At 69.1% G+C, this 23,446-nt stretch carries 19 protein-coding genes and 1 pseudogene; 15 read left to right on the forward strand and 5 right to left on the reverse strand.

From position 1 onward, the window contains the following. Window positions 1-98: 98 nt before the first annotated feature. The 5 genes from SLW56_RS12385 to SLW56_RS12405 all read left to right on the forward strand — a co-directional run bounded on the left by SLW56_RS12385 (window position 99) and on the right by SLW56_RS12405 (window position 5,014). Window positions 99-515: a BON domain-containing protein gene (locus tag SLW56_RS12385; protein ID WP_017908374.1), complete on the forward strand. Its 417-nt coding sequence runs from the start codon at window positions 99-101 to the stop codon at window positions 513-515. A 185-nt stretch (window positions 516-700) separates the two neighbouring features. Further along, window positions 701-1,045, forward strand: a complete 345-nt coding sequence (locus tag SLW56_RS12390) for a hypothetical protein (protein WP_267084123.1) — start codon at window positions 701-703, stop codon at window positions 1,043-1,045. Window positions 1,046-1,244: 199 nt separating this feature from the next. Beyond that, window positions 1,245-3,056: an ATP-binding protein gene (locus SLW56_RS12395; protein WP_320694923.1), complete on the forward strand. Its 1,812-nt coding sequence runs from the start codon at window positions 1,245-1,247 to the stop codon at window positions 3,054-3,056. Next, window positions 3,053-3,493 carry a response regulator gene (locus tag SLW56_RS12400; RefSeq protein WP_010343137.1) on the forward strand — a complete coding sequence of 147 codons (441 nt, stop codon included), beginning with the start codon at window positions 3,053-3,055 and terminating at the stop codon, window positions 3,491-3,493. The genes SLW56_RS12395 and SLW56_RS12400 overlap by 4 nt, the downstream gene beginning before the upstream one ends. A 6-nt stretch (window positions 3,494-3,499) precedes the next feature. Further along, window positions 3,500-5,014, forward strand: coding sequence for a hybrid sensor histidine kinase/response regulator (locus SLW56_RS12405; RefSeq protein ID WP_267092814.1), 1,515 nt, complete (start codon window positions 3,500-3,502; stop codon window positions 5,012-5,014). 260 nt (window positions 5,015-5,274) lie between these two features. On the opposite strand, the gene SLW56_RS12410 is transcribed toward SLW56_RS12405, so the two are convergent. Further along, a complete protein-coding gene (locus tag SLW56_RS12410; protein ID WP_017908369.1) occupies window positions 5,275-6,114 on the reverse strand; it encodes a proteasome-type protease in 840 nt (279 codons plus the stop codon). 96 nt (window positions 6,115-6,210) lie between these two features. Here SLW56_RS12410 and folK point away from each other — a divergent pair, with 96 nt between their 5' ends. Next, window positions 6,211-6,735, forward strand: a complete 525-nt coding sequence (gene folK / locus SLW56_RS12415; RefSeq protein WP_320694924.1) for a 2-amino-4-hydroxy-6-hydroxymethyldihydropteridine diphosphokinase — start codon at window positions 6,211-6,213, stop codon at window positions 6,733-6,735. A 118-nt stretch (window positions 6,736-6,853) separates the two neighbouring features. On the opposite strand, the gene SLW56_RS12420 is transcribed toward folK, so the two are convergent. Beyond that, a complete protein-coding gene (locus SLW56_RS12420) occupies window positions 6,854-7,588 on the reverse strand; it encodes a pteridine reductase (RefSeq protein WP_320694925.1) in 735 nt (244 codons plus the stop codon). Window positions 7,589-7,642: 54 nt separating this feature from the next. Between SLW56_RS12420 and SLW56_RS12425 the strand changes: the two genes are divergently transcribed. The 3 genes and pseudogenes from SLW56_RS12425 to SLW56_RS12435 all read left to right on the forward strand — a co-directional run. Then, a complete protein-coding gene (locus SLW56_RS12425) occupies window positions 7,643-8,827 on the forward strand; it encodes an SAM-dependent methyltransferase (protein WP_152182792.1) in 1,185 nt (394 codons plus the stop codon). After that, a complete protein-coding gene (locus SLW56_RS12430; RefSeq protein WP_148827596.1) occupies window positions 8,827-9,222 on the forward strand; it encodes a VanZ family protein in 396 nt (131 codons plus the stop codon). Before SLW56_RS12425 ends, SLW56_RS12430 begins: the two co-directional genes overlap by 1 nt. Before the next feature lie 265 nt (window positions 9,223-9,487). Further along, a pseudogene (locus SLW56_RS12435) lies at window positions 9,488-10,093 on the forward strand (expansin EXLX1 family cellulose-binding protein); the annotation flags it as partial. Between the two features lie 106 nt (window positions 10,094-10,199). Here SLW56_RS12435 and SLW56_RS12440 read toward each other — a convergent pair. Beyond that, complete coding sequence (locus SLW56_RS12440) at window positions 10,200-12,833, reverse strand: TonB-dependent receptor (RefSeq protein WP_320694926.1); 2,634 nt, start codon at window positions 12,831-12,833, stop codon at window positions 10,200-10,202. 742 nt (window positions 12,834-13,575) lie between these two features. On the opposite strand from SLW56_RS12440, the gene SLW56_RS12445 reads away from it, so the two are divergent. The 6 genes from SLW56_RS12445 to SLW56_RS12470 all read left to right on the forward strand — a co-directional run bounded on the left by SLW56_RS12445 (window position 13,576) and on the right by SLW56_RS12470 (window position 19,896). Further along, complete coding sequence (locus tag SLW56_RS12445) at window positions 13,576-14,331, forward strand: GntR family transcriptional regulator (protein WP_010343151.1); 756 nt, start codon at window positions 13,576-13,578, stop codon at window positions 14,329-14,331. A 36-nt stretch (window positions 14,332-14,367) separates the two neighbouring features. Continuing rightward, window positions 14,368-15,633, forward strand: a complete 1,266-nt coding sequence (locus SLW56_RS12450; RefSeq protein ID WP_017908362.1) for a sugar MFS transporter — start codon at window positions 14,368-14,370, stop codon at window positions 15,631-15,633. 37 nt (window positions 15,634-15,670) lie between these two features. Next, window positions 15,671-16,738, forward strand: coding sequence for a LacI family DNA-binding transcriptional regulator (locus SLW56_RS12455; RefSeq protein ID WP_320694927.1), 1,068 nt, complete (start codon window positions 15,671-15,673; stop codon window positions 16,736-16,738). An 8-nt stretch (window positions 16,739-16,746) separates the two neighbouring features. Beyond that, window positions 16,747-17,775 carry an SIS domain-containing protein gene (locus SLW56_RS12460; RefSeq protein ID WP_267122020.1) on the forward strand — a complete coding sequence of 343 codons (1,029 nt, stop codon included), beginning with the start codon at window positions 16,747-16,749 and terminating at the stop codon, window positions 17,773-17,775. Further along, window positions 17,775-18,920, forward strand: coding sequence for an N-acetylglucosamine-6-phosphate deacetylase (gene nagA, locus SLW56_RS12465; protein WP_152246469.1), 1,146 nt, complete (start codon window positions 17,775-17,777; stop codon window positions 18,918-18,920). Before SLW56_RS12460 ends, nagA begins: the two co-directional genes overlap by 1 nt. 103 nt (window positions 18,921-19,023) lie before the next feature. Beyond that, window positions 19,024-19,896, forward strand: coding sequence for a hypothetical protein (locus SLW56_RS12470; RefSeq protein ID WP_295921656.1), 873 nt, complete (start codon window positions 19,024-19,026; stop codon window positions 19,894-19,896). Window positions 19,897-19,912: 16 nt separating this feature from the next. Here SLW56_RS12470 and SLW56_RS12475 read toward each other — a convergent pair whose 3' ends face one another. Beyond that, window positions 19,913-21,166, reverse strand: a complete 1,254-nt coding sequence (locus SLW56_RS12475) for a multifunctional CCA addition/repair protein (RefSeq protein ID WP_320694928.1) — start codon at window positions 21,164-21,166, stop codon at window positions 19,913-19,915. Window positions 21,167-21,297: 131 nt separating this feature from the next. Beyond that, the gene (locus SLW56_RS12480; protein ID WP_320694929.1) at window positions 21,298-23,265 is read right to left on the reverse strand and encodes a transglycosylase SLT domain-containing protein; all 1,968 of its coding nucleotides are present in this window, start codon (window positions 23,263-23,265) and stop codon (window positions 21,298-21,300) included. Window positions 23,266-23,446: the final 181 nt, after the last annotated feature.

The raw sequence follows: 23,446 nt of genomic DNA on the forward strand, positions 1-23,446 counted from the left end.
GGGCGGATTGCGCATTCACGCTGCGGCGATTCTTCGGTCACGCCGCCTGTACGACGGCCTGGCGGAGACTGCGCGCACATTCAGCGGAGGAAGACACGATGAAGACGATCAATGCACGCACCCTGCTTGGCGCCACCCTGGTGGCCGGTTTCGCGTTCGGCGCGGGCCAGGCGTTCGCAGCCGGCCAGGCCACCAGCGCCAAGGACCACGGCACCATGGGCCAGCAGGACACGATGCAGCACGACACCATGGCCCATGACACGACTCGCCACGACTCCAAGGAGCCGGTCACCGACACCTGGATCACCACCAAGGTGAAGGCCGATCTGCTGGCCACCAAGAATGTGTCGGGCACCGAGATCAAGGTCGACACCGTCAACGGCACGGTCAAGCTGTCCGGCGCGGTCGCGACCAAGGCCGAGAAGGACAAGGCCGTGGCGGTCGCCAAGAAGATCGACGGGGTCAAGAAGGTGGATGCGGCCGACCTGAAGGTCAGCGCCGCCGCCAAGAAGTAAGCATTGCGATCCGCCGCCGCGGGTGGGGATGCGACGAGGCGCCCCACCCGCGACGGCCGGTCTGCGACGCACCCTGCGGGGTGCGTTTTTTTTTGGGGGCAAATTCGCGACGGAAATCGCATTTCGCGTCGCATTGACACCCGCTCAGACATCATCCCTTCATGTTCGTCAACGGATCACGCGCGATGTTGGAGACCCAACCCCACCCGGCTGCGGGGCACGCGGCCGCGGCTGCCGAGGCGCTGGGCGCCGCGTTGTCCGGCCATGGCGCGCAGCCGTCGCTGCTGCTGCCGGCGGTGCGCCGGCTGGAAGCGCAGTTGAGCATGCTGTTGACCACGTTTCACGACGACACCGGGTTCTGGCCGGCGTTCTCCGTGCTGATGCAGGACCTGGATCAGGGCCTGAGCCAATCCGAGCGCCGGCGCCTGCGCAGCCACGCCGATTTCCTGCTGGTCCGCGCCGGCATGCCGGCCTGGACCCTGATCGGCGCCACCGCCGGTTCCATTCCGCCCCCGGCGCGCCGGCCCTGAGCGCGGCGCGCGCGTGGCGCTCCCGCGGGTGGCCGCAGGCCGCCCGTTTCGTCGTGCGCGCGGCCTGGGATAGAGTCCTTGCAGGTACCGCGATCGGGGTGCCGCGCTTTCGCTGAACAATTCATCTGCTGCCGGGGAAGATGGGCGACAATGCGCGCCCGCGATGGCCGCAGCCGTTCCTTCTTTTGACGCACCAGCTATGCAGACCATCGCCAAACACGATGCTTGGGACCGCTGGCGGCTGCCGTTGCTGGCGCTGGCCGTCGTCCTGATCGTCATCCTGCCCTCGCTGCTGCTGCGGCAGATGAATGCCAGCACCCTGCGTGCGGCGGACTGGGTCGGCCACAGCCAGGAAGTGACCGCCACCTTGAACGCGATGGAAGCGGACATGCGCGACATGGAGTCGGCGGCGATGGCGATGTCGCACGGCGTGCAGTCGCCGATCCTGACCGCGCGCCTGCAGCAGGCGCGCAAGTCGATGCAGCCGACGCTGGCGCACCTGGCCGAGCTGACCCGCGACAACCCGGACCAGCAGATCCGCGTCGGCCGCCTGCAGAGCACGCTGGAACGACGCGGCCTGATCGCCGAGCGGATCGCGCAGACCCGCGATCCGGAGCGGATCCGCGCGCTGATCCAGGACATGACCTCCGACAATCCAGTGCGCGGCCTGATCGCCGAGCTGCAGCGGCGCGAGGACGAACTGCTGAGCGAGCGGACCGCCGACGCCGAGCAGCGCCGCATGCTCGCCTCGATGATGAGCTGGACCTCGCTGGTGGTGCAGCTGTTGTTGCTGGGTCTGGTGATCTGGCTGTTGCAACGGCAGATCGGCCGGCGCCTGGACGCCGAGCGCCACATGCTGCGCGCCAACGGTCGCGCCGCGGCGGTGCTGCAGACCGTGCGCGAGCCGATCGTGCTGCTCGACAACGGGCAGCGCATGCTGATGCACAACACCGCCTTCGCCGAACTGTACGGCATGGACCTGGCGGATCCGCCGAAGCTGCTCGCCGACGTCGGCGACGGCGTCTGGCAGGATCCGGTGATCGTGCAGCGCTTGGCCGACGTGCTGCTGCGCGGACGCGAATTGTGGGATTTCGAGCACGAACAACTTGGCGCGGACGGCGTACCAAGGACCATGCTGCTGAATGCGCGGCGCATGCCGCTGCCGGACAGCGAGGACGAAGTGGTCTTGATGACGGTCAGCGACATCACCCTGCAGAAAACCGCGCAACAGCGCATCCAGGAACTGAACCGGCAGCTGGAGGGCAAGGTCGAGCAGGTGTCCGAAGTCAATCGCGAACTGGAGGCGTTCAGCTACTCGGTCTCGCACGACCTGCGCGCGCCGCTGCGCCATGTGGCTGGCTTCGCCGACAAGCTGGTTCGCCATCTGGGCGATGACGCCGACGAGAAGAGCCGCCACTACCTGGAGGTGATCGGCACCTCGGCGCGGCGCATGGCCTCGCTGATCGACGACCTGCTGGTGTACTCGCGCCTGGGCCGCAGTGCGCTGCGCCTGCAGGCGGTGGACATGCAGTCGCTGGTGGCGGAGACGCGCTCGGTGCTCGATGCCAACTACCAGTCCGATCACGGCGACAACGGGCATCGCATCGAGTGGAGCATCGCGCCGTTGCCGATCCTGGTCGCCGACGAGAACATGATGCGGCAACTGTGGCTGAACCTGCTCGGCAACGCGGTCAAGTACAGTGCCAAGCGCGAGATCGCGCAGATCGAGGTCGGCTACCAGGTGCAGCCGGACGGCAGCCACCACTTCAGCGTGCGCGACAATGGCGCCGGCTTCGACATGACCTATGCGGCCAAGCTGTTCGGCGTGTTCCAGCGCCTGCACAAGGCCAGCGAATATTCCGGCACCGGGATCGGCCTGGCCAGCGTGCGCCGCGTGCTGACCCGCCATGGCGGCCATATCTGGGCCGAATCCGCCCCCGACCAGGGCGCCACCTTCCATTTCGTCTTGCCCCCGGCGCCAGAAGCGCCCACTACCGAGTTCATCGCATGACCGCCATCCGCACCATCCTGCTTGCCGAAGACAGCCCCGCCGATGCCGAAATGGCGGTGGATGCGTTGCGCGACGCGCGTCTGGCCAATCCCATCGTGCACGTCGAGGACGGCGTGGAGGCAATGGACTACCTGCTGCGCCGCGGCGCCTATGCCGACCGCGAGGAAGGCCTGCCGGCCGTGCTGCTGCTGGACATCAAGATGCCGCGCATGGACGGCCTGGAAGTGCTCAAGCTGGTGCGCAGCGAGGAGTCGCTCAAGCGCCTGCCGGTGGTGATCCTGTCGTCCTCGCGCGAGGAAAGCGACCTGGCCCGCAGCTGGGACCTGGGCGTGAACGCATATGTGGTCAAGCCGGTGGACGTGGACCAGTTCTTCACCGCGGTGAAGACCCTGGGCACCTTCTGGGCGCTGATCAACCAGGCGCCGGACAAAGAGTAAGCGCGCATGCCCACCACCGGCCCCAGGCTTGGCCCGATCCGGATCCTCATGGTCGAGGATTCGCCGGAGGATGCCGAGCTGCTGTCCGACCAGTTGCTGGACGCCGGCCTGGAGGCGACCTTCCGCCGCGTGGAAAGCGAGCCGACCCTGCGCGAGGCGCTGGGCGAGTTCGCCCCGGACATCGTGCTGTCGGACCTGAGCATGCCCGGGTTCTCCGGGCACGAGGCGCTGCGGGTGGTGCGCGAGGACGGCAACGCCGTGCCCTTCATCTTCGTCTCCGGCACCATCGGCGAGGAGACCGCGGTGGAGGCGCTGCGCGACGGCGCCAACGACTACATCATCAAGCACAACCCGACCCGCCTGCCGTCGGCGGTGGCGCGGGCGATCCGCGAGGCCCGCACCGAACGCGAGCGGCAGCGGGTGGAGCGCGAACTGATGCGCGCGCAGCGGCTGGAGAGCCTGGCCCTGCTCGCCGCCGGCCTCAGTCACGACCTGCGCAACATCCTGCAGCCGTTGCTGATCGTGCCGGAACTGATCGTCGGGCGCAGCGACGATCCGCAACTGCGGCACCTGGCCGACGTCATCGCCGAGTGCGGCCGGCGCGGCCACGAAATGGCCGAATCGATGCTGTCGTTCGTGCGCGGCTCGCGCACGCCCAGCGAGCCGGTGCGCATCGCGGAGCTGTTCCAGGCGGTGCAGATGCTGCTCAAGAGCAGCCTGCCGGAGCGGGTGACGCTGCAGGTGGACGTGGCCGATGCGGCGCTGTCGATCGAGGCCAACTACACCGAGTTGCAGCAGTGCCTGCTCAACCTCGGCCTCAACGCGATCCAGGCGATGCCCGACGGCGGCCAGCTGAGCTTCTCGGCGGCGCCGGCGATCGGTGCCGACGGCAGCGAGCAGGTGCGCATCCTGGTCCGCGACAGCGGCATGGGCATGGATGCGGAGACCCAGGCGCGGCTGTTCAGTCCCTTCTTCACCACCAAGCCGGACGGTACCGGCCTGGGCCTGATCTCGTGCAAGCGCATCGTCGAGAGCTACGGCGGCCGGATCGGCGTGGACAGCACGCCGGGCCAGGGCACCTGCTTCGAATTGCTGATCCCGCTGCGCGCGCCGGTGTCGTCGTTCGAGCCGGAGCCGTCGCTGCCGATGGGCAAGGGCCAGCGCGTGCTCCTCGTCGACGGCGAGGCCACGCGGCTGTCGCTGCTCGGCAATGCGCTGTCCAGCCAGGGCTACCGTCCGCAGTTGGCGTCCGATGGCGCCGCCGCGCTGCGCGACGTCGAGGAACACGGCCTGCCGGACCTGGTGATCGTCGACAGCGACATCATCCTGCTGTCGGCGGTACGCCTGCTGCTGGCGCTGCAGGACCTGGGCTACCAGGGCCCGGCGATCGTCCTCGAGGACACCGGCACCACCCTGGAGCGCGACCACTTCCCCGCCGACATCGCCGTGCACGTCCTGCGCAAGCCGCTGGAAATGCAGCGCGTGTTCCGCGCGGTGGCGCATGCCCTTGAGAGTGGTTGAGGCGCTGGGAATGGGGAATCGGGAATGGGAAAGGCCAAAGCCAAAGCCTGTGCTCATTGCCGCATCGCGACCTTATCTCCAGCGCCTACTGCGGGAAGCCGTGCCCCGTTTATCTGAACTTGCCGAGAAGGCGCCGGGAATCGTGCAGGTTGGAAACGCAAGGGCAACGGATTGAGGCCTCAGCGGCCATCATGTCTCAGCGCAAGCTCCGCGATCCGGCTGTTCCGATTCCCCATTCCCGATTCCCCAATCCCGGCTTCTCACTGCTGCGCCGACTGGTCTTCCGGGTCGCGGCGGGCGGGGGAGCGGCGGGGGGGCAGGGGCGGCAGGGCGTCGCGCGATTCGGTGTCGTGGTCGGCGGACAGGGCCGGTTCCCAGGGGAAGCGCGGCAGGGTGCGCACGGCGTTCTCCAGCTTGCGCGACCAGGTGTCGTGGATCTCGGCGTACAGCGGGGTGTCGGCTTCCAGGCGCATGCGCTCGGTTACCCGCAGGTCGTTGCGGCGGATCAGCGCCACATCGATCGGCATGCCCACCGACAGGTTGGAACGGATGGTCGAGTCCAGCGACACCAGGGCGGTGCGTGCGGCGTCTTCCAGTTGCATCTCCGAGCGGATGATGCGGTCCAGGATCGGCTTGCCGTACTTGGATTCGCCGATCTGCAGGTATGGCGTTTCCGGCGAGGTGGCGATGGCGTTGCCGAGCGGATAGATCATGTACAGCCCGGGCCGTTCGCCGGCGATCTGCCCGCCCAGGATCAGCGTCGACTGCACGTTGATGCCGCTGTGCTGCGATTGCTCGGAGAGCTTGATCTGGCTGGAGGCCAGCACGTCGCCGACGTATTCGGCGACCTCGAACAGGTGCCGGAAGGTGCGCAGGCTGCGCGGCGCGTCCGGATCGTCGGCGTCGCGCTGCAGGCGCGAAAGGGTCAGCTGGGTGGTCGCCAGGTTGCCGGCCGACATCAGCGCGAACACCGCCTGGCCCGGATACTCGAACACATGCAGCTTGCGGTGGACGCGGACGTCGTCCAGCGAGGCGTTGGTGCGGGTGTCAGCGGCGAAGACCAGGCCTTCGTCCACTTCGATGCCGACGCAATATGTCATGGCGCTGCCGAAAACCGGGTACGTCCCGATTCTATGGGGGCGGCTCGGGCTTGGCTAGCCGTTGACGCTCGCGGTCGCGGCATGCGCGAATAGCGCATGACCACCGTGCTTCTGAGCCTGGGCAGCAACCTGCGCCCGCATCACCACCTGGCCGCGGCGATCGCGGCGCTGCGCCGGCAGTTCGGCGCGGTCGCGGTGTCGCCGACCTATCGCACCGCGGCGGTCGGCTTCGACGGGCCGGCGTTCCTGAACAACGCGGTGGCGCTGCAGACCGACTGGGAGCTGGCGCCGCTGGACGACTGGCTGCATGCGCTGGAGGACGCGCACGGGCGCGACCGCAGCGGCCCGCGCTTCAGCGACCGCACCCTGGACATCGACGTGGTGTTCTACGGCGACCGCATCGTCGAAGGCCCCGGCCACCTGCGCATCCCGCGCCCCGAGCTGCGCCACGCCTTCGTGCTCAAGCCGCTGGCCGACATCGCTGCCGAGTTCGTCGACCCGGTCAGCGGCCAAACCCTGGGCACGCTATGGCAGGCGCATGCGGAGCATGGCAAGGCGTTCGAGGTGGTCGAGTTGGATGATGAAGCCGGGAATGGGGAATCGGGATTGGGGAATCGGTAGAGCTGGGCGCCGGGCCGATCGTCGCGCTGTCATGGCGCGGCCTGGCGTAGCGCTCAGCAATGGCGGGAAAGAGGGCGCGCTTGCCGATTCCCCATTCCCTATTCCCGGTTCCCAGCCTTCAAGTCAGCCCGCGTCCGCCATCCACCCGCATGGTCTGTCCGGTGACGAAGCTGGCGTCGTCGAGCAGCCAGCGCACGGTGTCGGCGATTTCCTCGACCTGGCCGGTGCGTGCCAGCGGGGTGCGTGCCAGCAGGGCCTGCTGCGCGGCCGCGTCCTTGCCGGCGTCGGGCCACAGGATCGCGCCGGGGGCGATGGCGTTGACGCGCACCTGCGGCGCCAGTTCCAGCGCCAGCGAGCGGGTCAGCATCGCCAGGGCGGCCTTGGCCGCGCTGTACAGCGGATGCGCGCGCAGCGGCTGTTCGGCGTGCAGGTCGGTGAGATTGACGATCGCGCCGCCGTGTTGACGCAACTGCGTGGCCGCGGCCTGCGCCAGGAACAGCGGCGCACGCGCGTTGACCGCGAACAGGTCGTCCCATTGCGCAGGCGTGGCCTCGTGCAACGGCGTGGGATAGAAGTTGGAGGCGTTGTTGACCAGTGCGTCGAGGCGGCCGAAGCGCGCCACGCACTGCGCCACCAGGTCGGGCAGCTGCGCGGTGTCGCGCAGGTCGGCTTGCAGGGTCAGCGTGCTGCCGGCGCGCATGGCGTCCAGCTCCTGCGCCAGCGCGCGCAACTCGGCCTGCGAGGTGTGCGCATGCAGGGCGACGGCATAGCCGGCCGCGTGCAGGCGCCGGGCGATGCCGGCGCCGATGCGCCGCGCGCTGCCGGTGATCAGGGCGACTTTGGTCTGGGTCATGTACGGGTTCCATGCTCGGCTATGCTGTGCATTGTCCACGCAATCGCGCAGCGCATGCCCACCGACCTTCCTTTGCCCGATGCCACCGCGCTGGCCCACAGCGAGCGCCTGGCCGCGCACATGCGCGCCGAGATCGCCGCCGCTGGCGGAGCCATTCCGTTCTCGCGCTTCATGGAGCTGGCGCTGTACGCGCCCGGCCTGGGCTACTACAGCGCCGGCAGCAGCAAGTTCGGCGAAGAGGGCGATTTCGTCACCGCGCCGGAACTGGGGCCGCTGTTCGCCGCCACCGTGTCCAATGCGCTGGCGCCGGTGCTGCAGCAACTCGGGCCGCAGGCGCGGATGCTGGAAGTGGGCGGCGGCAGCGGCGCGTTCGCCGAGGTCATGCTCAAGCGCCTGCTGGCGCTGGATGCGCTGCCAGAGCGCTATGCGATCCTGGAACCTAGCGCCGACCTGCGCGAACGCCAGCGCGAGCGCCTGGCGCGCACGTTGATCCCGCCGGTGTTCGACCTGGTGGAATGGCTGGACCGGCCGTTCGACGACGACTGGAACGGCGTGCTGTTCGCCAACGAGGTGATCGACGCCCTGCCGACGCCGCGCTTCGCGCTGCGCGATGGCGAGGTGTTCGAAGAGACCGTGACGCTGGATGGCGAGGGCCGCTTCCGCCGCGGCGAGCAGCCGGCCGATCCGCTGCTGGCGGCCGCGGTGCGGCACATCGAACGCTATCTGCAGGCGCCGTTCGCCGACGGCTACCGTTCCGAATTGCTGCCGCAGTTGCCGTACTGGATCCAGGCGGTGGCCGGCGGCCTGCGCAGCGGCGCGATGCTGTTCGTGGACTACGGCTATCCGCGCCGCGAGTTCTATCTGCCCGAGCGCGACGACGGCACCTTGCGTGCGTTCTACCGGCATCGCACGCATGCCGATCCGTACCGCTGGCCGGGCCTGCAGGACCTGACGGCGTCTGTGGACTTCACCGCGCTGGCCGAGGCCGGCACCGGGGCGGGCTTCGACCTGGCCGGTTACTGCAATCAGGCCAGCTTCCTGCTCGGCAACGGCCTGGACGCGCTGTTGGCCGAGGCCGAGGCGCGCAGCGACGCAGCCGCGCAACTGCGCCTGCGTCAGCAGGTGAAACAGCTGACCTTGCCCAGCGAGATGGGCGAGCGTTTTCAGGTGATGGGCTTCGAGCGCGACGTGTCGCTGGCGCCGGCGTTCCTGTCCGGCGACCTGACCTGGCGGCTGTGATGGCGGCAGTGCGCGACTTCCGCTGGCCCTGGCTGTGGCTGGGGCTGTGGTGGCTGGGCATCGCGGTGCTGATCTACGTGTGCCTGATGCCGCACCCGCCGCAGTTGTCGGACCTGCCCGACACCGACAAGGTCGAGCATTTCATCGCCTACCTGGTGCTGGCCGCCGCGGCGGTGCAGGTCTATGCCGGGCCACGCGCCTGGACCTGGGCCGCGCTGGGTCTGCTGGCGCTGGGCGTGGGCATCGAATTCGCGCAGGGCGCCTGGACCACCACGCGCTCGGCCGATCCGCTGGATGCCCTGGCCGACGCCCTGGGCGTGGCGGCCGGCATGGCCACCGCGGCCACGCCGTGGCGCGATCTGCTGTGGCGGCTGGAGCGCGGCAGCCGCCGTTGAGCGACGTGACCGCGCGGTCTACGGCGTCGGCCAAGTTGTGGAATCCCAGGCCGCGCGCAAGGCGCGGCACGCGTACCGCGTCCTAGAGTGCCGGCGCCGGGCAGGTGTCCGGTCGCCGCGCGGCGACTCCGCGCGCCTGTGCAGGAGAACACGCATGCAAGCACGCTACTCCCCCCGTGCCGCGCGCGGCGCCGGCCTGTTCGCCGCGCTGTGCCTGGCCATCAGTGCCGCCGCACCCGCCAACGCTGCCTGGAACGATGTCTGCAGCGGCACCGCCACCTACACCAGTTCCGGCTATTCCGGCGGCGCGCTGCTGCTGGATCCCATCGACCCGACCGCCACGATCGCCGCGCTGAACCCGACGCAGCTCAATGACGGCGGAATCCAGGCGGCGCTGGCCGGTGCCTACCTGCAGGTGCAGGGACCGCGCGGCACGGTCACCGTGTACGTCACCGACCTGTATCCGGAGGGCGCCGACTGCGGGCTGGACCTGTCGCCCAATGCCTTCGCCGCGATCGGCGACACCAGCGCCGGGCGCATCCCGATCCGCTGGCAGGTGGTGGCCGCACCGGTCACCGGCAACGTGGTGTACCGGATCAAGGAGGGCAGTTCGCAATACTGGGCGGCGATCCAGGTGCGCAACCACCGCTATCCGGTGGTGAAGTTCGAATACAGGAAGAACGGCGACTGGGTCAGCCTGCCGAAGACCGCGTACAACCATTTCGTCGGCGAGCAGATGGGCGCGCAACTGCTGGAGATCCGCCTCACCGACATCCGCGGCCAGGTGGTCACCGATACGCTCGGCGCGTTGCCCAGCCAGGGCGACAAGGGCGTGTACTTCGCCGACGGGCACGTGCAGTTCCCGCGCTGAGGCGTGCCCGTGCATGCGCCGGCGGTCGCGCGCCGGCGCTGCGTCCACTGGTCTGTGCGCACCTGCGCCGCGGCGATGATGCCGCAGCGCAGGTGAAGCCTCACGCTCAGAACTTGAAGTGCAGCGTCGCCATGTAGCGGCGGCCGTTGTGGTAGCGTCCGACCGGGTGGTCCTTGTCGCCCAGGTACTGCAGGTATTCCTCGTCCAGCAGGTTCTGTGCGTCCAGTTGCAGCGACCACTGCGCGTTGAACGCATAGCCCACGCTCGCGCCCAGGTCGGTGTAGGCGTCGACGCTGGCCGGCGCGGCGCCAGCGACGTAGCCGCCGGCCAGGTAGCTGTCGCGCCAGTTCAGGCTGATCCGCGCGTTCCACGGTCCCTTCTCGTAGTAGGGGCTGAAGGCGACGCTGTTGCGCGACTGGTAGGGCAGCGGGTTGCCGCTGTTGTTCTCGCCGCTGGCATAGGTGTAGTTGGCCGACAGGCCGAAGCCGCTGTCGCCGAACGGCTGCTGGTAGGCCAGGGTGAAGCCCTTGACCTTGCCGGTGCCGGCGTTGCGCGGGCGCTGGATGCTGTAGTCGCAGTAGCCGTCGGCGGTGCAGCCGTTGCTGCCGAGCATCTGCGCCCAGGTCTGCGGCGAGGTGTCGCGGATCGCGTTGTACTGGCGCTCGATGGTGGCCGAGGTGTCGATGTAGTTGTCGATCTTCTTGTAGAAGATGGACCACGCCACCACCGCCTGCGGCGCGAAGTAGTACTCGGCCGAGAGGTTGAAGTTCCACGATTCGTATGGCGACAGCGCGGCATTGCCGCCGCTGCCGGTGAGCGTGGTGTCGTTGAGGAAGGTGTTGTTGACCATCTGGTTGTACGGCGCCCAGGCGATCACCTTGCCGGCGCCGAAGCGGAACACCCAGTCGTTCTCGGTGTCGTAGGCCAGGTTCAACGACGGCAGCAGGAAGTGCTCGGTCTGCGTGCGGGTCTGCCACTTGCTGTCCAGATCCTGCAGGGTCGGCGTGCCGCTGTAGACGAAGCCGCTGCCTTCGGTCTTGGAGCGCACGTAGCGCAGGCCCAGGTTGCCGCGCAGGCCGGCGTTGGAGAAGTTCAGCTGCACGTAGCCGGCGTTGTTGGTCTGCTGCAGCGCCCAGGTGTTGTTGAGGTAGCTGGACGGGTCCGGATTGGCGTAGTCGACCGGGCTGTTGCGGATCCAGTCGATCACGTTGCCGCGCCCGGCCTGTACGTGCTGGCCGTGGTCGGGATAGAACCCGCGGATGTCGGTCAGGCCGATGGTGCCGATGTCGGCCAGCGTGGCCGGGGTGACGCCGCCGTACACGTTGAGCGCGAAGTCCTCGTCGTGCTTGCCCTGGCGCACGCCGACCAGCAACTGGTTGAACACGCCGTCGAACTGCAGGTCCAGATCGAGCTGGCCGTAGCGGTCCTTGCTCTGGGTGGAAAACACGCCGTTGTTGCCGATCCAGCCGCCGGCCGAGCCCCAGTTGGCCGGGTTGCGCGCGGCGGTGGGATCGTCGAAGCGGATGCCGCGGTCCAGATCCCAGCGGAAGCCGCCGTTGTAGAACGGCTCGATGAAGTACTGCGCCAGGTGGTCGTTGTCGGACTTGCTCTGGCCGACCTGGCCGCGCAAGGTCCAGCGTTCGCCGCGGTAGGCGCCGCGCAGGTCCAGGCCCTTGGTGGTCACCTGCGACTGGCGCACGTTGTTGTCGTAGATCACCGTGCCGCCGCCCGCATTGGCGTTGGCGCCGGAATGGCCGCTGTTGACCACGCCGTTGCGCACGTCGCCCAGCGCGTCGACCGCGGCCACGGTGCCCGGGTTCCAGGTGAGGAAGCTGTACATCGACTGGTTGTAGTTGTCGAAGTCTTCCTTGATGTACAGGCCGCTGAGGTCGAACTCCAGCGCGTCGCTGGGCTTGAGCTGCAGATTCACCACTGCGCTGTCGCGCTTGCGGTCCTGCTGGAACCAGGCGGCGTTGATCGAGTTGGGCACGTCCGCATCGGCCGGCACGCCGGCAGCATTGGCGAAGCTGCCGGCCTTGGCGTAGCCGAACACCTCCAGACCCTGGCGGTCCACGCGTTCCTCGTAATGCTGCGCGGACACCGCGACGCCGAAGGTCTCCTGCGGATTCTTCCAGCTGTACAGCAGCGAGGCGTTGGGCTTGCCCTCGCTGGCCTGCTGGCTGTAGCTGTAGCCGACCGAGCCGGCGATCTCGTTGGCCTTCAGGTCCAGCGGCTGGCGGGTATGCATCAGCACGGTGCCGCCGAGGCTGCCTTCGGTCAGCCGCGCCTCGGTGGACTTGACGATCTCCGCGCGGCCCAGGATCTGCGGCGACAGCAGGGTGTAGTCGAAGCCGCGGTTGGGCTGCTCGCCGTACAGCCAGATCGCCTGCGCCACCGGGTGGCCGTCCAGGAACGACAGGTTGAGGCTGGGATCGGTGCCGTCGATGCTGACCCGCTCGCCCTGGCCGAAGCGGCGGTCGATGGTGACGCCGGGAATCTGCGCGAACGCCTCGGCGACGTTGGTGCTGGGGAACTTGCCGATGTCCTCGGCGGTGATCGCCTCGGACACGGTGACGTTGTTGCGCTTGGTGTCCAGCGACTTCTCCAGGCTGGCGCGGATGCCGACCACCTGGACCGCGTCCAGATCGGTGGCGGCGGAATCGGCCTGCTGCGCCTGCGCGGCGAAGGCGAGGACGCTGGCGGCGATGGCGGCCGACAGGACGGACGGGCGGTGACGCATGATGTCTCTCCTCATCATTCATGGATGGGCACCGTCGGCGTGGCCGACGGTGCGGGACGGAGTTGCGTGCTGCCTGGCGGCGCGGACCGATGCCGATTCCCCTGGGTCCGCGGACGCCGTGTTTGTGCCGAATTCGTTGCGAAGCGTGCAGAACCTTTACGGTTCGGTGACAACGATGTCAACGCGATGCCGCAGCGGAGTGGCCCGGTGGCGGGGCAAAACCGACCTGTCGTGTCCAAGATCGCGCTGCAGCGTGTCGGGTCGCATACCGGCCTTCACGTCGATGACTTGGGCCGATTTCCCGGGATTTGCCGCGATCCGGGCTGTCGCAGGGGGCGGTGGTTCAGACCTCTGCCAGGCATCGCCGCGATTGGTCTTGTGGCTTGTAGACAAATTCGTACCCGCCGGTGACAACGATGCGGTTTGCGGCGCTGCACCCAAGCTTGTCGAAGGGCGGATACCGGCACATGATCCATCGGCATCGGCCATGACCGCCGTCTGGGCATGGGCGCCAGCGCTGGCGGGAATCGGCCGCTCGCTGCGCGCAGGGCGCGGCCCGAGGCCAGGGGGCTTGGGCGACTCGCCGCCGCGAATTTCGGGGTGACGCGCCACTGCGCTGTTGCCGTGGTCGGGCAGCGCTGTCGGTCCGGGGCCTGCGCCGCGTGCTGTGGCGCGACGTGCACGACCCGCCGATTGGTACTATATTGGACATAATGAATCCATGCGGACTGGAGAGCTCGCCATGACCAAGCCCAAGCCGCAGGCCGATCCACGCCTGCATGCGCTGGCCGTGGACCCGGACGCGCCCACGCCGCTGTACCTGCAACTGGCCAGCAAGCTGGTGGAGGCGATCAAGGGCGGGCAATGGAAGCCGGGCGAGGCGTTGCCGGCCGAACGGCAGCTGTGCGAGTACCTGCAGGTGTCGCGGGTCACGCTGCGTCAGGCCGTGGATGCGCTGGTCGAACAAGGCCTGGTGTCGCGCCGGCAGGGCGCCGGCACTTTCGTCACCTCGCACATCCAGCACCAGCTCAGCGGCCTGGCCAGCTTCAGCGAAACCCTGCGCATGAAGGGTCTGGAGCCGGGCACGCGCTGGCTGGAGCGGCGCACGCGCCCGGCGCATGGCGAGGAGATCCTGCGCCTTGGCCTGTCCCCGGACACGGTCGTCGCGGCGCTGACCCGCCTGCGCAGCGCCGACGGCCGGGTGATGGCCTACGAGAAGGCGGTGCTGCCGCAGCACGTGGTGCCCGATCCGCACGCCATTGCCGATTCGCTCTACAGCTACCTGGACGAGCGCGGCACCCCGGTGGTGCGGGCGCTGCAATACTTCCGCGCCATCAACCTGCCGGCGCGGCTGGCCGGCCATCTCGGCATGAAGGAAGGCGAGGCGATCCTGCACGTGGTGCGGGTCGGCTACACCCGCGACGGCAGCGCGATCGAACTGACCGACACCTATTGCCACAACGACTACTACGACTTCGTCGCCGAACTGCGACGCTGACCGCCGATCCTCGCGCCCTCCCGGAGCACGCCGCCCATGACCACCGCACGGCCCGCCAGTCCCTACGCTTCCATCGCCATCGTCGGCCTGTTGTTCTTCATCATGGGCTTCTTTACCTGGATCAACGGGCCGTTGATCCTGTTCGCCAAGGTCGCCTTCAATGTCAGCGACACGTTCGCGTTCCTCATCCCGAGTGCGTTCTACATTTCCTACTTCTGCCTGGCATTGCCTTCTTCGCTCATCCTGAAGCTGACCGGGATGAAGAAGGGCCTGGCGCTGAGCCTGCTGATCATGGCGATCGGCGCCGCGATCTTCGGCCAGTTCACCAATGCCCGTTCCTACGTGGGCGCGGTGAGCGGCATCTTCATCATCGGCGGCGGCCTGGCCTTGCTGCAGACCGCGGTCAATCCGTACATCAGCATTCTCGGGCCGATCGACGGCGCCGCGCGCCGTATCGCGCTGATGGGCATCTGCAACAAGGTGGCGGGCGCGCTGGCCACCTATGGACTGGCGAAGGTGGTCCTGCACGGCATGGAGGATTTTTCGACGCAGATCGAACAGGTGCTGCCGGCGCAGAAGGAGCTGCTGTTGCAGGAGTTCGCTGGCCGCATCCACGGCCCTTACATGGCGATCGCCGGCATCCTGGCCGTGCTTTCCGTCGCCATCCTGTTTTCGCCCTTGCCCGAGATCAGCCCCGAGACGGCGAACGCGTCGGCCTCCGACGAGCGCAGCCGCGACAGCATCTTCGCGTTTCCGCACGTGTGGCTGGGCGCCTTGTGCATCTTCGTGTACGTCGGCGCCGAGGTGATGGCCGGCGATGCGATCGGCATCTACGGCAACAGCCTCGGTCTCTCGCTCGACTACGCGAAATATTTCACCATCGGCACCCTGGCCTGCATGCTGGCCGGCTACCTGCTCGGCCTGGTGCTGATCCCGAAGTACATCTCCCAGGAGAAGTACCTGTCCATTTCGGCCTGCCTCGGCATCGTATTTTCGCTGTGCGCGATGGTGACCGGCGGCTATGTCTCGGTGGCGTTCGTGGCGGCGCTCGGATTCGCCAACGCCATCATGTGGCCGGCCATCTTCCCGCTGGCCATCAAGGGGCTGGGCAAGTTCACCGAAAAGGGCGCGGCGCTGTTGATCATGGGCATCGTGGGCGGCGCCGCGGTGCCGCAGCTGTTCGCCCATCTGAAGGAGTCCTTCGATTTCCAGGTGGTCTTCGCCGGCCTGATGATCGCCTGCTACCTGTACATCCTGTTCTTCGCGCTGCGCGGTCACCGCGTCGGCCAGGGCGCGCGGTGAGCTGACGCGCTTTTCTCCAACTCGGCAAGCCTATCCAATGCGCAGACCCACCATCAAAGACGTCGCCGAACGGGCGCGGGTGTCGCTGAAGACCGTTTCGCGGGTCATCAACAACGAACCGTCGGTGATGCAGGCCACGCGCTCGCGCGTGCTGCACGCCATCGCCGAACTCGACTACGAGCCGGATCCGTCGGCGCGCAACCTGCGCAGCGGCACCCCGTTCGTGATCGGGCTGGTGTACGACAACCCCAACCCTTACCACATCATCGGCGTGCAGAACGGCGTGCTCGCCGCCTGCCGCGAGACCGGCTTCGGCCTGCAGATCCACCCCTGCGATTCCACCGCGCCGATGCTCGCCGAGGAACTGGCCGAGTGGACCCAGCGCTCGCGCCTGGCCGGGCTGGTGCTGACCGCGCCGATGTCCGAGCGTGCCGACCTGGTCGCGGCGCTGGCCGCGCGCGGGATCAAGACCGTGCGCATCATCGCCGCCACCGAGGATCCGCAGGACGGCCCCTGCGTCTACGTCGACGACCGCGATGCCGCCTACGAGATCACCGAACACCTGATCCAGCTCGGCCACCAGCGCATCGGCTTCCTGTGGGGCGGCACCTCGCATCGCTCCAGCGGCGAGCGCTATGCCGGCTACGAGGCGGCGCTGAAGGACTACGGCATCACCATGGACAAGCACCTGGTGATCCCCGGCGACTACACCTTCGACGACGGCTTCCGCGGCGCCCGCCGCCTGCTGGCGCTGCGCGAACCACCGACCGCGATCTTCGGCTCCAACGACGAGATCGCCGCCGGCGTGCTGGCCGCGGCCAAGTCGGCGGGCATGAACGTGCCCTACGACCTGTCCATCGCCGGCTTCGAGGACAGCCCGTTCTCGCGCCAGTCGTGGCCGCCGCTGACCACCGCCAAGCAGGCCACCGAAGACATCGCCCGCCACGCCGCGCGGCTGCTGATCAGCCAGCTGCGCAGCGATGCCTACGAAGACCATCCCGCGCCGGTGCACAACCAGGGCTTCGTGCCGCAACTGGTGGTGCGCGGCTCGACCGCGCCCATGCAGCCGCATTCCCGCCGTTCCTCCTCCCCAGACCCCACGTGATCCTGCCCATGGCGCTGCCCTCCGAAACCGAAACCCTGATGTTCCGCGAAGCCGCGGAAGCCGCCGCGGTCGTCGCCGCGCAGTTCGAACGCAACCACGCCACCGTGAGCGCGCTCGCCGCGTCGTTGCGCGCCGCGCCGCCGCCGTTCGTGGTGACCTGCGCGCGCGGCAGCTCCGACCACGCCGCCACCTACGCCAAGTACCTGTTCGAGACCCAGCTCGGCGTGGTCACCGCCTCGGCCTCGCCGTCGGTGGGCTCGGTGTACGAAGCGCCACTGCAGTTGCGCGGGGCGCTGTACCTGGTGATCTCGCAGTCGGGCAAGAGCCCGGACCTGCTGCGCAACGCGCAGGCGGCCAAGGACGCCGGCGCGCGCGTGGTGGCGCTGGTCAACGTCGAGGATTCGCCGCTGGCGCAGCTGGCCGACACGGTGATCCCGCTCGGCGCCGGCCCGGAGAAGAGCGTGGCCGCGACCAAGAGCTACCTGGCCTCGCTGGCGGCGATCCTGCAGCTCGGCGCGCACTGGAAGAACGACCCGGCGCTGCTGGGCGCACTGCAGGAATTGCCGCAGGCGCTGCGTGCGGCCTGGCAGGCCGACTGGCGCTCGCTCACCGACGGCCTGGTCGATGCGCACAATCTGTTCGTGCTCGACCGCGGCCTGGGCCTGGCGGCGGCGCAGGAAGCGGCGCTGAAGTTCAAGGAGACCTGCGGCCTGCACGCCGAGGCCTACAGCTCGGCGGAAGTGAAGCACGGGCCGATGGCCCTGGTCGGCCCGGGTTTCCCGGTGCTGGCATTCGACCAGCCGGACGAAGCCGGCGAGGGCACCCGGCGCCTGGCCGAGGAGTTCCGCGGCCGCGGCGCGCAGGTGTGGCTGGCCAGCGCCGGCGGCGACCTGCCGCTGGTCGCCGCGCCGCACCCGGCGTGCGCGCCGCTGCTGGCGATCCAGAGCTTCTACCGCGCGATCAACGCCCTGGCGCTGCGCCGTGGCTACAACCCGGACCTGCCGCCGCATCTGAACAAAGTGACGGAGACCGTCTGATGACCACGGTGGCGCTGCGCAATGCGCGCGTGCTCGGCGAGGACGGGTTTCTCGACGGCGTCAGCGTGCTGCTGGAGGGCGGGCGCATCCTCGCCCTGCTCGACGACGCCGATCCGCGCGTGGCGGCAGCGCCGGTGCAGCACGACCTGGGCGGCGGCAGCCTGCTGCCGGGCTTCATCGACCTGCAGGTCAACGGCGGCGGCGGCGTGCTGTTCAACAACCGCACCGACGTCGAGGCGCTGCGTCGCATCGGCCAGGGCCACCGCCGCTACGGCACCACCGGCTACCTGCCGACGCTGATCAGCGACGACGTGGAGGTGATGCGCGCGGCGATCGCCGCCACGCGCCAGGCCATCGCCGAAGGCGTGCCGGGCGTGCTCGGCATCCACCTGGAAGGGCCCTACCTGGCGCCGGCGCGCAAGGGCACCCACAACGCCGACAAGTTCCGCGTGCCCGACGCCGACGAACTGGCCATGGCCACCTCGCTGGACAACGGCGTCACCCTGATCACCCTGGCACCGGAGCGCGTGCCGGCGGCCAGCATCCGCACCCTGGCCGCGGCCGGTGCGCGCGTGTTCGCCGGCCACACCGCCGCCAGCTACGAAGAGACCCGTGCCGGGCTGGACGCCGGCATCTGCGGCTTCACCCATCTGTACAACGCCATGACCCCGTTGCAGGGACGCGATCCCGGCGTGGTCGGCGCCGCACTCGAAGACCGCAACGCCTGGTGCGGGGTGATCGTCGACGGTGTGCACGTGCATCCGGCCAGCCTGCGCGTGGCGCTGGCGGCCAAGCCGCGCGGCACCGTGTTCCTGGTCACCGATGCGATGCCGATGGTCGGCGCCGACAGCCCCGCGTTCGACCTGTACGGCGAAACCATCACCGCCATCGACGGCGTGGTGCGCAACGCCGCCGGCGCCCTGGCCGGCTCGGCGCTGGACATGGCCAGCGCGGTGCGCAACAGCGTGCAGTGGCTGGGCGTGCCGCTGGAAGAAGCCGCGCGCATGGCCTCGCTGTACCCGGCGCAGTGCGTGGGCCTGGACCACCGCTACGGCCACATCGCGCCCGGCTACCAGGCCGACCTGGTGCTGCTGGACGACGCGTTGCAGGTCCGCCACACCTGGATCGCCGGCGCGATGGAGTAGGCGGCGGCGCTCCGGCTGCGCGCGCGGTCGGCTGGTCGGGACCGCGCGCGTGCTGCCGTGCGAGGTGTACAGTGGGGGGCGCTGACAACGCAGGCGGTGATGCATGGAACCGAGCCGCTATCTCGACGAGCCGATGGACGCGGCCTGCCTCTTCACCGGGATCTCGGTGTCAGGCGCCGGCGAGCATGTGATTCCGCGCTGGCTGGCGCAACGCCATCAAGCTGCGGGCCGGGTGTTGCTCGGCGATGCCGGCAGCTTCGCCAGGCTCTGCGATTTCAAGGCGCCTGCCGATCCGCAGGCCAACGCCCAGTTCGGACGGCTGGAACAGCGCCTGTCGGAGGACTGGTCCGCGGTCGCGGACGATGAAGCGCATCTGTGGTTGATGAAGCTGTCGGTGGGAATGATGTTGCTGCACCGGCGATTTGCCGAAAATTCCCGGCATCCGGCCGCACCTGCCGGGTTCAACCCGCATGTCGCCGGCGTGCTCCTGAAGGCGTTTCGTGCCGGTTTCGCGGCGTGGAAGAACGGCGCCTACGTCAGGGAAGGAAGCCTCGTGCGGCTGCCATGGCAGAGCGGTCGGCTCGTGATCGCGCATCTGTTCGGGGCCAGCGAGATGGGCCTGCCCGAGGAAAATGGGCGTGCCATGTACATGTTCGCCCCCTATGGCCTGATGGCGGTCGGGCAACCTGGGGTCGGCATGTTGGTCGCCACCTTCTTCGAGCCCTCGCGAGATTTCGAGAAGCACCTGGCGGCGGCCAGCGCCCTCCCCGCGGATGTCTCCGATCTGGCGTGTCGCGCAGCGTTGTCCCGCGCGTTCGCCACCGCGGTGCTGGGTCCGCTGATCGCGCGCTTGAGCGGCACCGCCGTCGATGACGCTGAGGTACTCGCGCTTGCCGCCAAGGGCCTGCGGGTGGAGTTCGCCGACCCGTCCGCGATCGATTCGGGATTCCGCGAGCTGCGGGCGCACGAACCTTGATGGTGGCAGCAGAACACTAGCCCGCGTGCTCTCCCGACCGCGTTGCCGACGGCCGCGCCGCGGCGATCGCCGCGATCCGCGCCTTGGCCAGCGCCTCGCCGATCTGCGGGCCGCTCAGGCCCTGCGCCGCCAGGTCGCGCGCGTTCACCGCCAGCGCCGCCGCATGCAAATGCTGCAGCGTGCGGCCCTGCGGGTAATCGGCGTCCTCGCTGCCGAGACGGCCGCGCTTGTCGGCCTCGCACACCGTGGCCAACTGCGCGACGCGCTCGGGCTTGCGGAAGCCGTCGCAGCGCTGCAGCAGTTCGTGCACGGTGCGGTCGCGCAATTCGGCCAGGCGATGCACGTTCAGATGCTCGCGGCAGGCGATCTCGGCCAGTTGCCGGTGCTCCTGCGGCACCTTGAGGCGTTCGCTCAGCGCGCGCAGCGGCGCCAGGCCGCGTTGCTCGTGCATCAGGTGGCGCGGCCACTCCTCCGGCGGTGTCAGCGCCTTGCCCAGGTCGTGGGTCAGCGCGGCGAAGCCGATCAGCGCATCGCCCGGCGCCAGCCGTGCGGCCATGTCGCTGACCAGCTCCTGGTGGCGCCCGGTGTCGACCTCGGGGTGGTACTCGGCGCGTTGCGGCACCCCGTACAGCGCGTCCAGCTCCGGCAGCACCCAGCGCAGCGCGTCGGCCTCGCGCAGCGTGCGCAGGAACGCCGAGGGCTGCGCCGAGGCCAGGCTGCGCCGCAGTTCCTGCCAGACACGTTCGGGCACCAGCGTTTCCAGTTCGCCGCCGGCGGCCATCGTGCGCATCAGGTCCATGGTCTCGGCCGCGACGACGAATCCCAGCGGCGCCAGCCGCGCCATGAACCGCGCCGCGCGCAGCACCCGCAGCGGATCCTCGGCGAAGGCCGGGCCGACATGGCGCAGCACGCGCTGCTCGAGATCGCGCGCGCCGCCATAGGGGTCGACCAGACGCCCATCGGCCTCGTCGCGGGCGATGGCGTTGATGGTGAAGTCGCGCCGCTGCAGATCCTCTTCCAGCGTCACCGACGGGTCGGCCTTTACTACGAAGCCGTGATAGCCGCGCCCGGCCTTGCGCTCGGTGCGCGCCAACGCGTATTCCTCGCCGCTGCGCGGATGCAGGAACACCGGGAAATCGCGGCCCACCTGCTTGTAGCCCAGCTCCAGCATCTGCTGCGCGCTGGCGCCGACCACCACCCAGTCGCGATCGCCGGGCGGTTGACCGAGCAGGGCGTCGCGGACGGCGCCGCCGACGAGGTAGATGTTCATTGGGGGCTGGGAATGGGGAGTCGGGAACCGGGAATGGTAAAGGCAGATTCCCTTCGCCTGATGTCGCGCTGGCGTGTTGACCCAATGTTCGGCGCGGTTGCGCGCGGTGCGCCGTTGTGATTCCCCATTCCCTATTCCCGATTCCCGGCCGCTGCATCGGCGGCCGTACACACAAACTTCTTCCGCGGTGCATCCAGCTTGCCGAGCATGCGTTCGGTGACCGGCAGGGCGTCGCCGTTGAGGCGCCAGTCGTAGATCACGCTGAAGGCCAGGATGCGCGCCACGTACTCGCGGGTTTCCTTGTAGCTGACCGTCTCGATCCAGAAGTCGGCATCGTGGCCCGGGCGCTGGCTCTGCCAGCGTGCGGCCGGGCCGGGGCCGGCGTTGTAGGCGGCGATGGTCAGGTAGGGCAGGCCGTAGGTGTTGAGCAACTGGCGCAGGTAGGCGGTGCCGATGGCGATGTTGGTGTCCGGGTCGTACAGGCTGGCGGCGCCGCCGTAGCCGGCCAGGCCGAGGTTGCGGGCGACGCTGGCGCCGGTGGCCGGCACCACCTGCATCAGGCCCATCGCATTGGCCGGCGAGCGGGCGTTGGGGTTGAACACGCTCTCGGCGCGGATTTCGGCGGCGACCCAGGCCGGGTCGATCGCGTTCTTGCCGGCTTCGCGGCGGATGGTCTCGGCGTGGTGCAACGGGAAGCGCAGCGTGTACAGGCGCTGCTCCTCCGGGCGCTTGCCGAGCCCGAACACCGCACGGTCGAACCAGCCGTTGTTGCTGGCCACTTCCACCGCCAGGCGTCGCTGGGTGTCGTCGAAACGGCTCAGCGCATCGTTCCACTCGGCCACGGCCCAGCCGGCGCGGTCGATCTTTAACAGCTCCAGCGCGCGGACCAGCGACGGATCGCGTGCCACCGCCGCCTGCGCCTGCGCGCTGTCGTTCGGTTCCCACGGGCACAGCGCGTACGGCTGCTTGAGCCGGTCGGCGGCCAGGAAACCGTGGAAGGTGGCGGAGCTGGCCGCCGCGCGGTACAGCCGCTGCGCCTCGCTGGCATTGCCGGTCTTCTCCGCCAGCCGCGCCTCGAAGTACTGCCAGCGCGAATCGTTGCGCTGCGCCGGCGGCATCTTGCGGATCGCGGCCAATGCCGCCGGCCAGTCGCCGCGCGCCATCGCCTCGCGCGCGCGCCACTCGTGCAGGCGTTCGTCGTACGCGGACTCGGGCACCGCGTTGAGCCGGCGCGCCGACTCCGGCCCGTACGAGGCCACCGTCCACAGCGCGATCTGGTACAGCACTGCGCCGCGCTGCGCCTCGCTGAACTGCAGCGCCTGGGCGAACTGCGGCAGTTGTCGTTCGGCGGCGTCCGGATCGGTCTTGGCCAGCTTCGCCAGCCCGTCCACCGCCACCTTGCGGCTGCGCTCGGTCTTGGGCCAGGTCAGCGCGCGCATATGCACCGCGTCCAGGAACGCGGCGTAGTCGTTGGCCAGGGCCAGGTCGGCTGCGGGCAGGCCGCGTGCGGCGGCGCGCATCACCGCCGGCTGCTGTGCGTCGGCGGCCGCTTCCACGCGCGCCCAGCGCAGCGCATCGGTCATGCCGCCGCGCGCCTGCAGTACCGCGAATACCGGATCGCAGGCGTCGGGCAGCGACTTGCCGGCGTTGCGCCACAGCGCCTGCGCTTCGTCCACCCACTGCGCGTCGGCGCGGCCGGTGGCCTGGCGCGCATTGAGCTGGGCGCAGCGCAGGCCCAGGTTCTCGGTGGGTTTCCAGTTCGCCAGCAGCGCCGGCCAGTCCTCGCGCCGCGCCAGCGCCGGCAGCCACAGCGCACGGAAGCTCTCGGCCACCGGCTGCCCGGCGTAGCGCTTGAGGAAGTCCTGCGCCTGCGCATCGGACACCTTGTCGATGTTGCGGCGCAGGTTGGCGTACTCCAGCCAGCCGTACAGCGGATGCTGCTTGAACGCGGCCGCGCGGACCGGATCGAACCGGCCCTGCTCGGCATCGTCGATCGCCGAGCGGATCGCCGGGCGCTGGGCATCCAGGGACTGAGCGAGGGCGGAAACGGGGCCGCACAACGCGGCGGCGAACAGCAGGAGAGACGTGCGCAGGATCATGCGCGGGACTATACCGAACGCGGATGAATCGCCGTTTCAACTGGCGATGGTGGCGCTGTCGTCGCTTGGGCCGGCGTGGTTGTGACGATGGGTGGCCGCGCCGTCCAGGTTGGGTGGCGAGTGTGCTGGATGCAGCGATGCCAATGTGCCGACGGGTGGAGGCACAACACGTCGTGTCAAC

Origin of the sequence: Xanthomonas sp. LF07-6, assembly GCF_034105445.1 — a bacterium.
Lineage (GTDB): Bacteria > Pseudomonadota > Gammaproteobacteria > Xanthomonadales > Xanthomonadaceae > Xanthomonas_A > Xanthomonas_A sontii.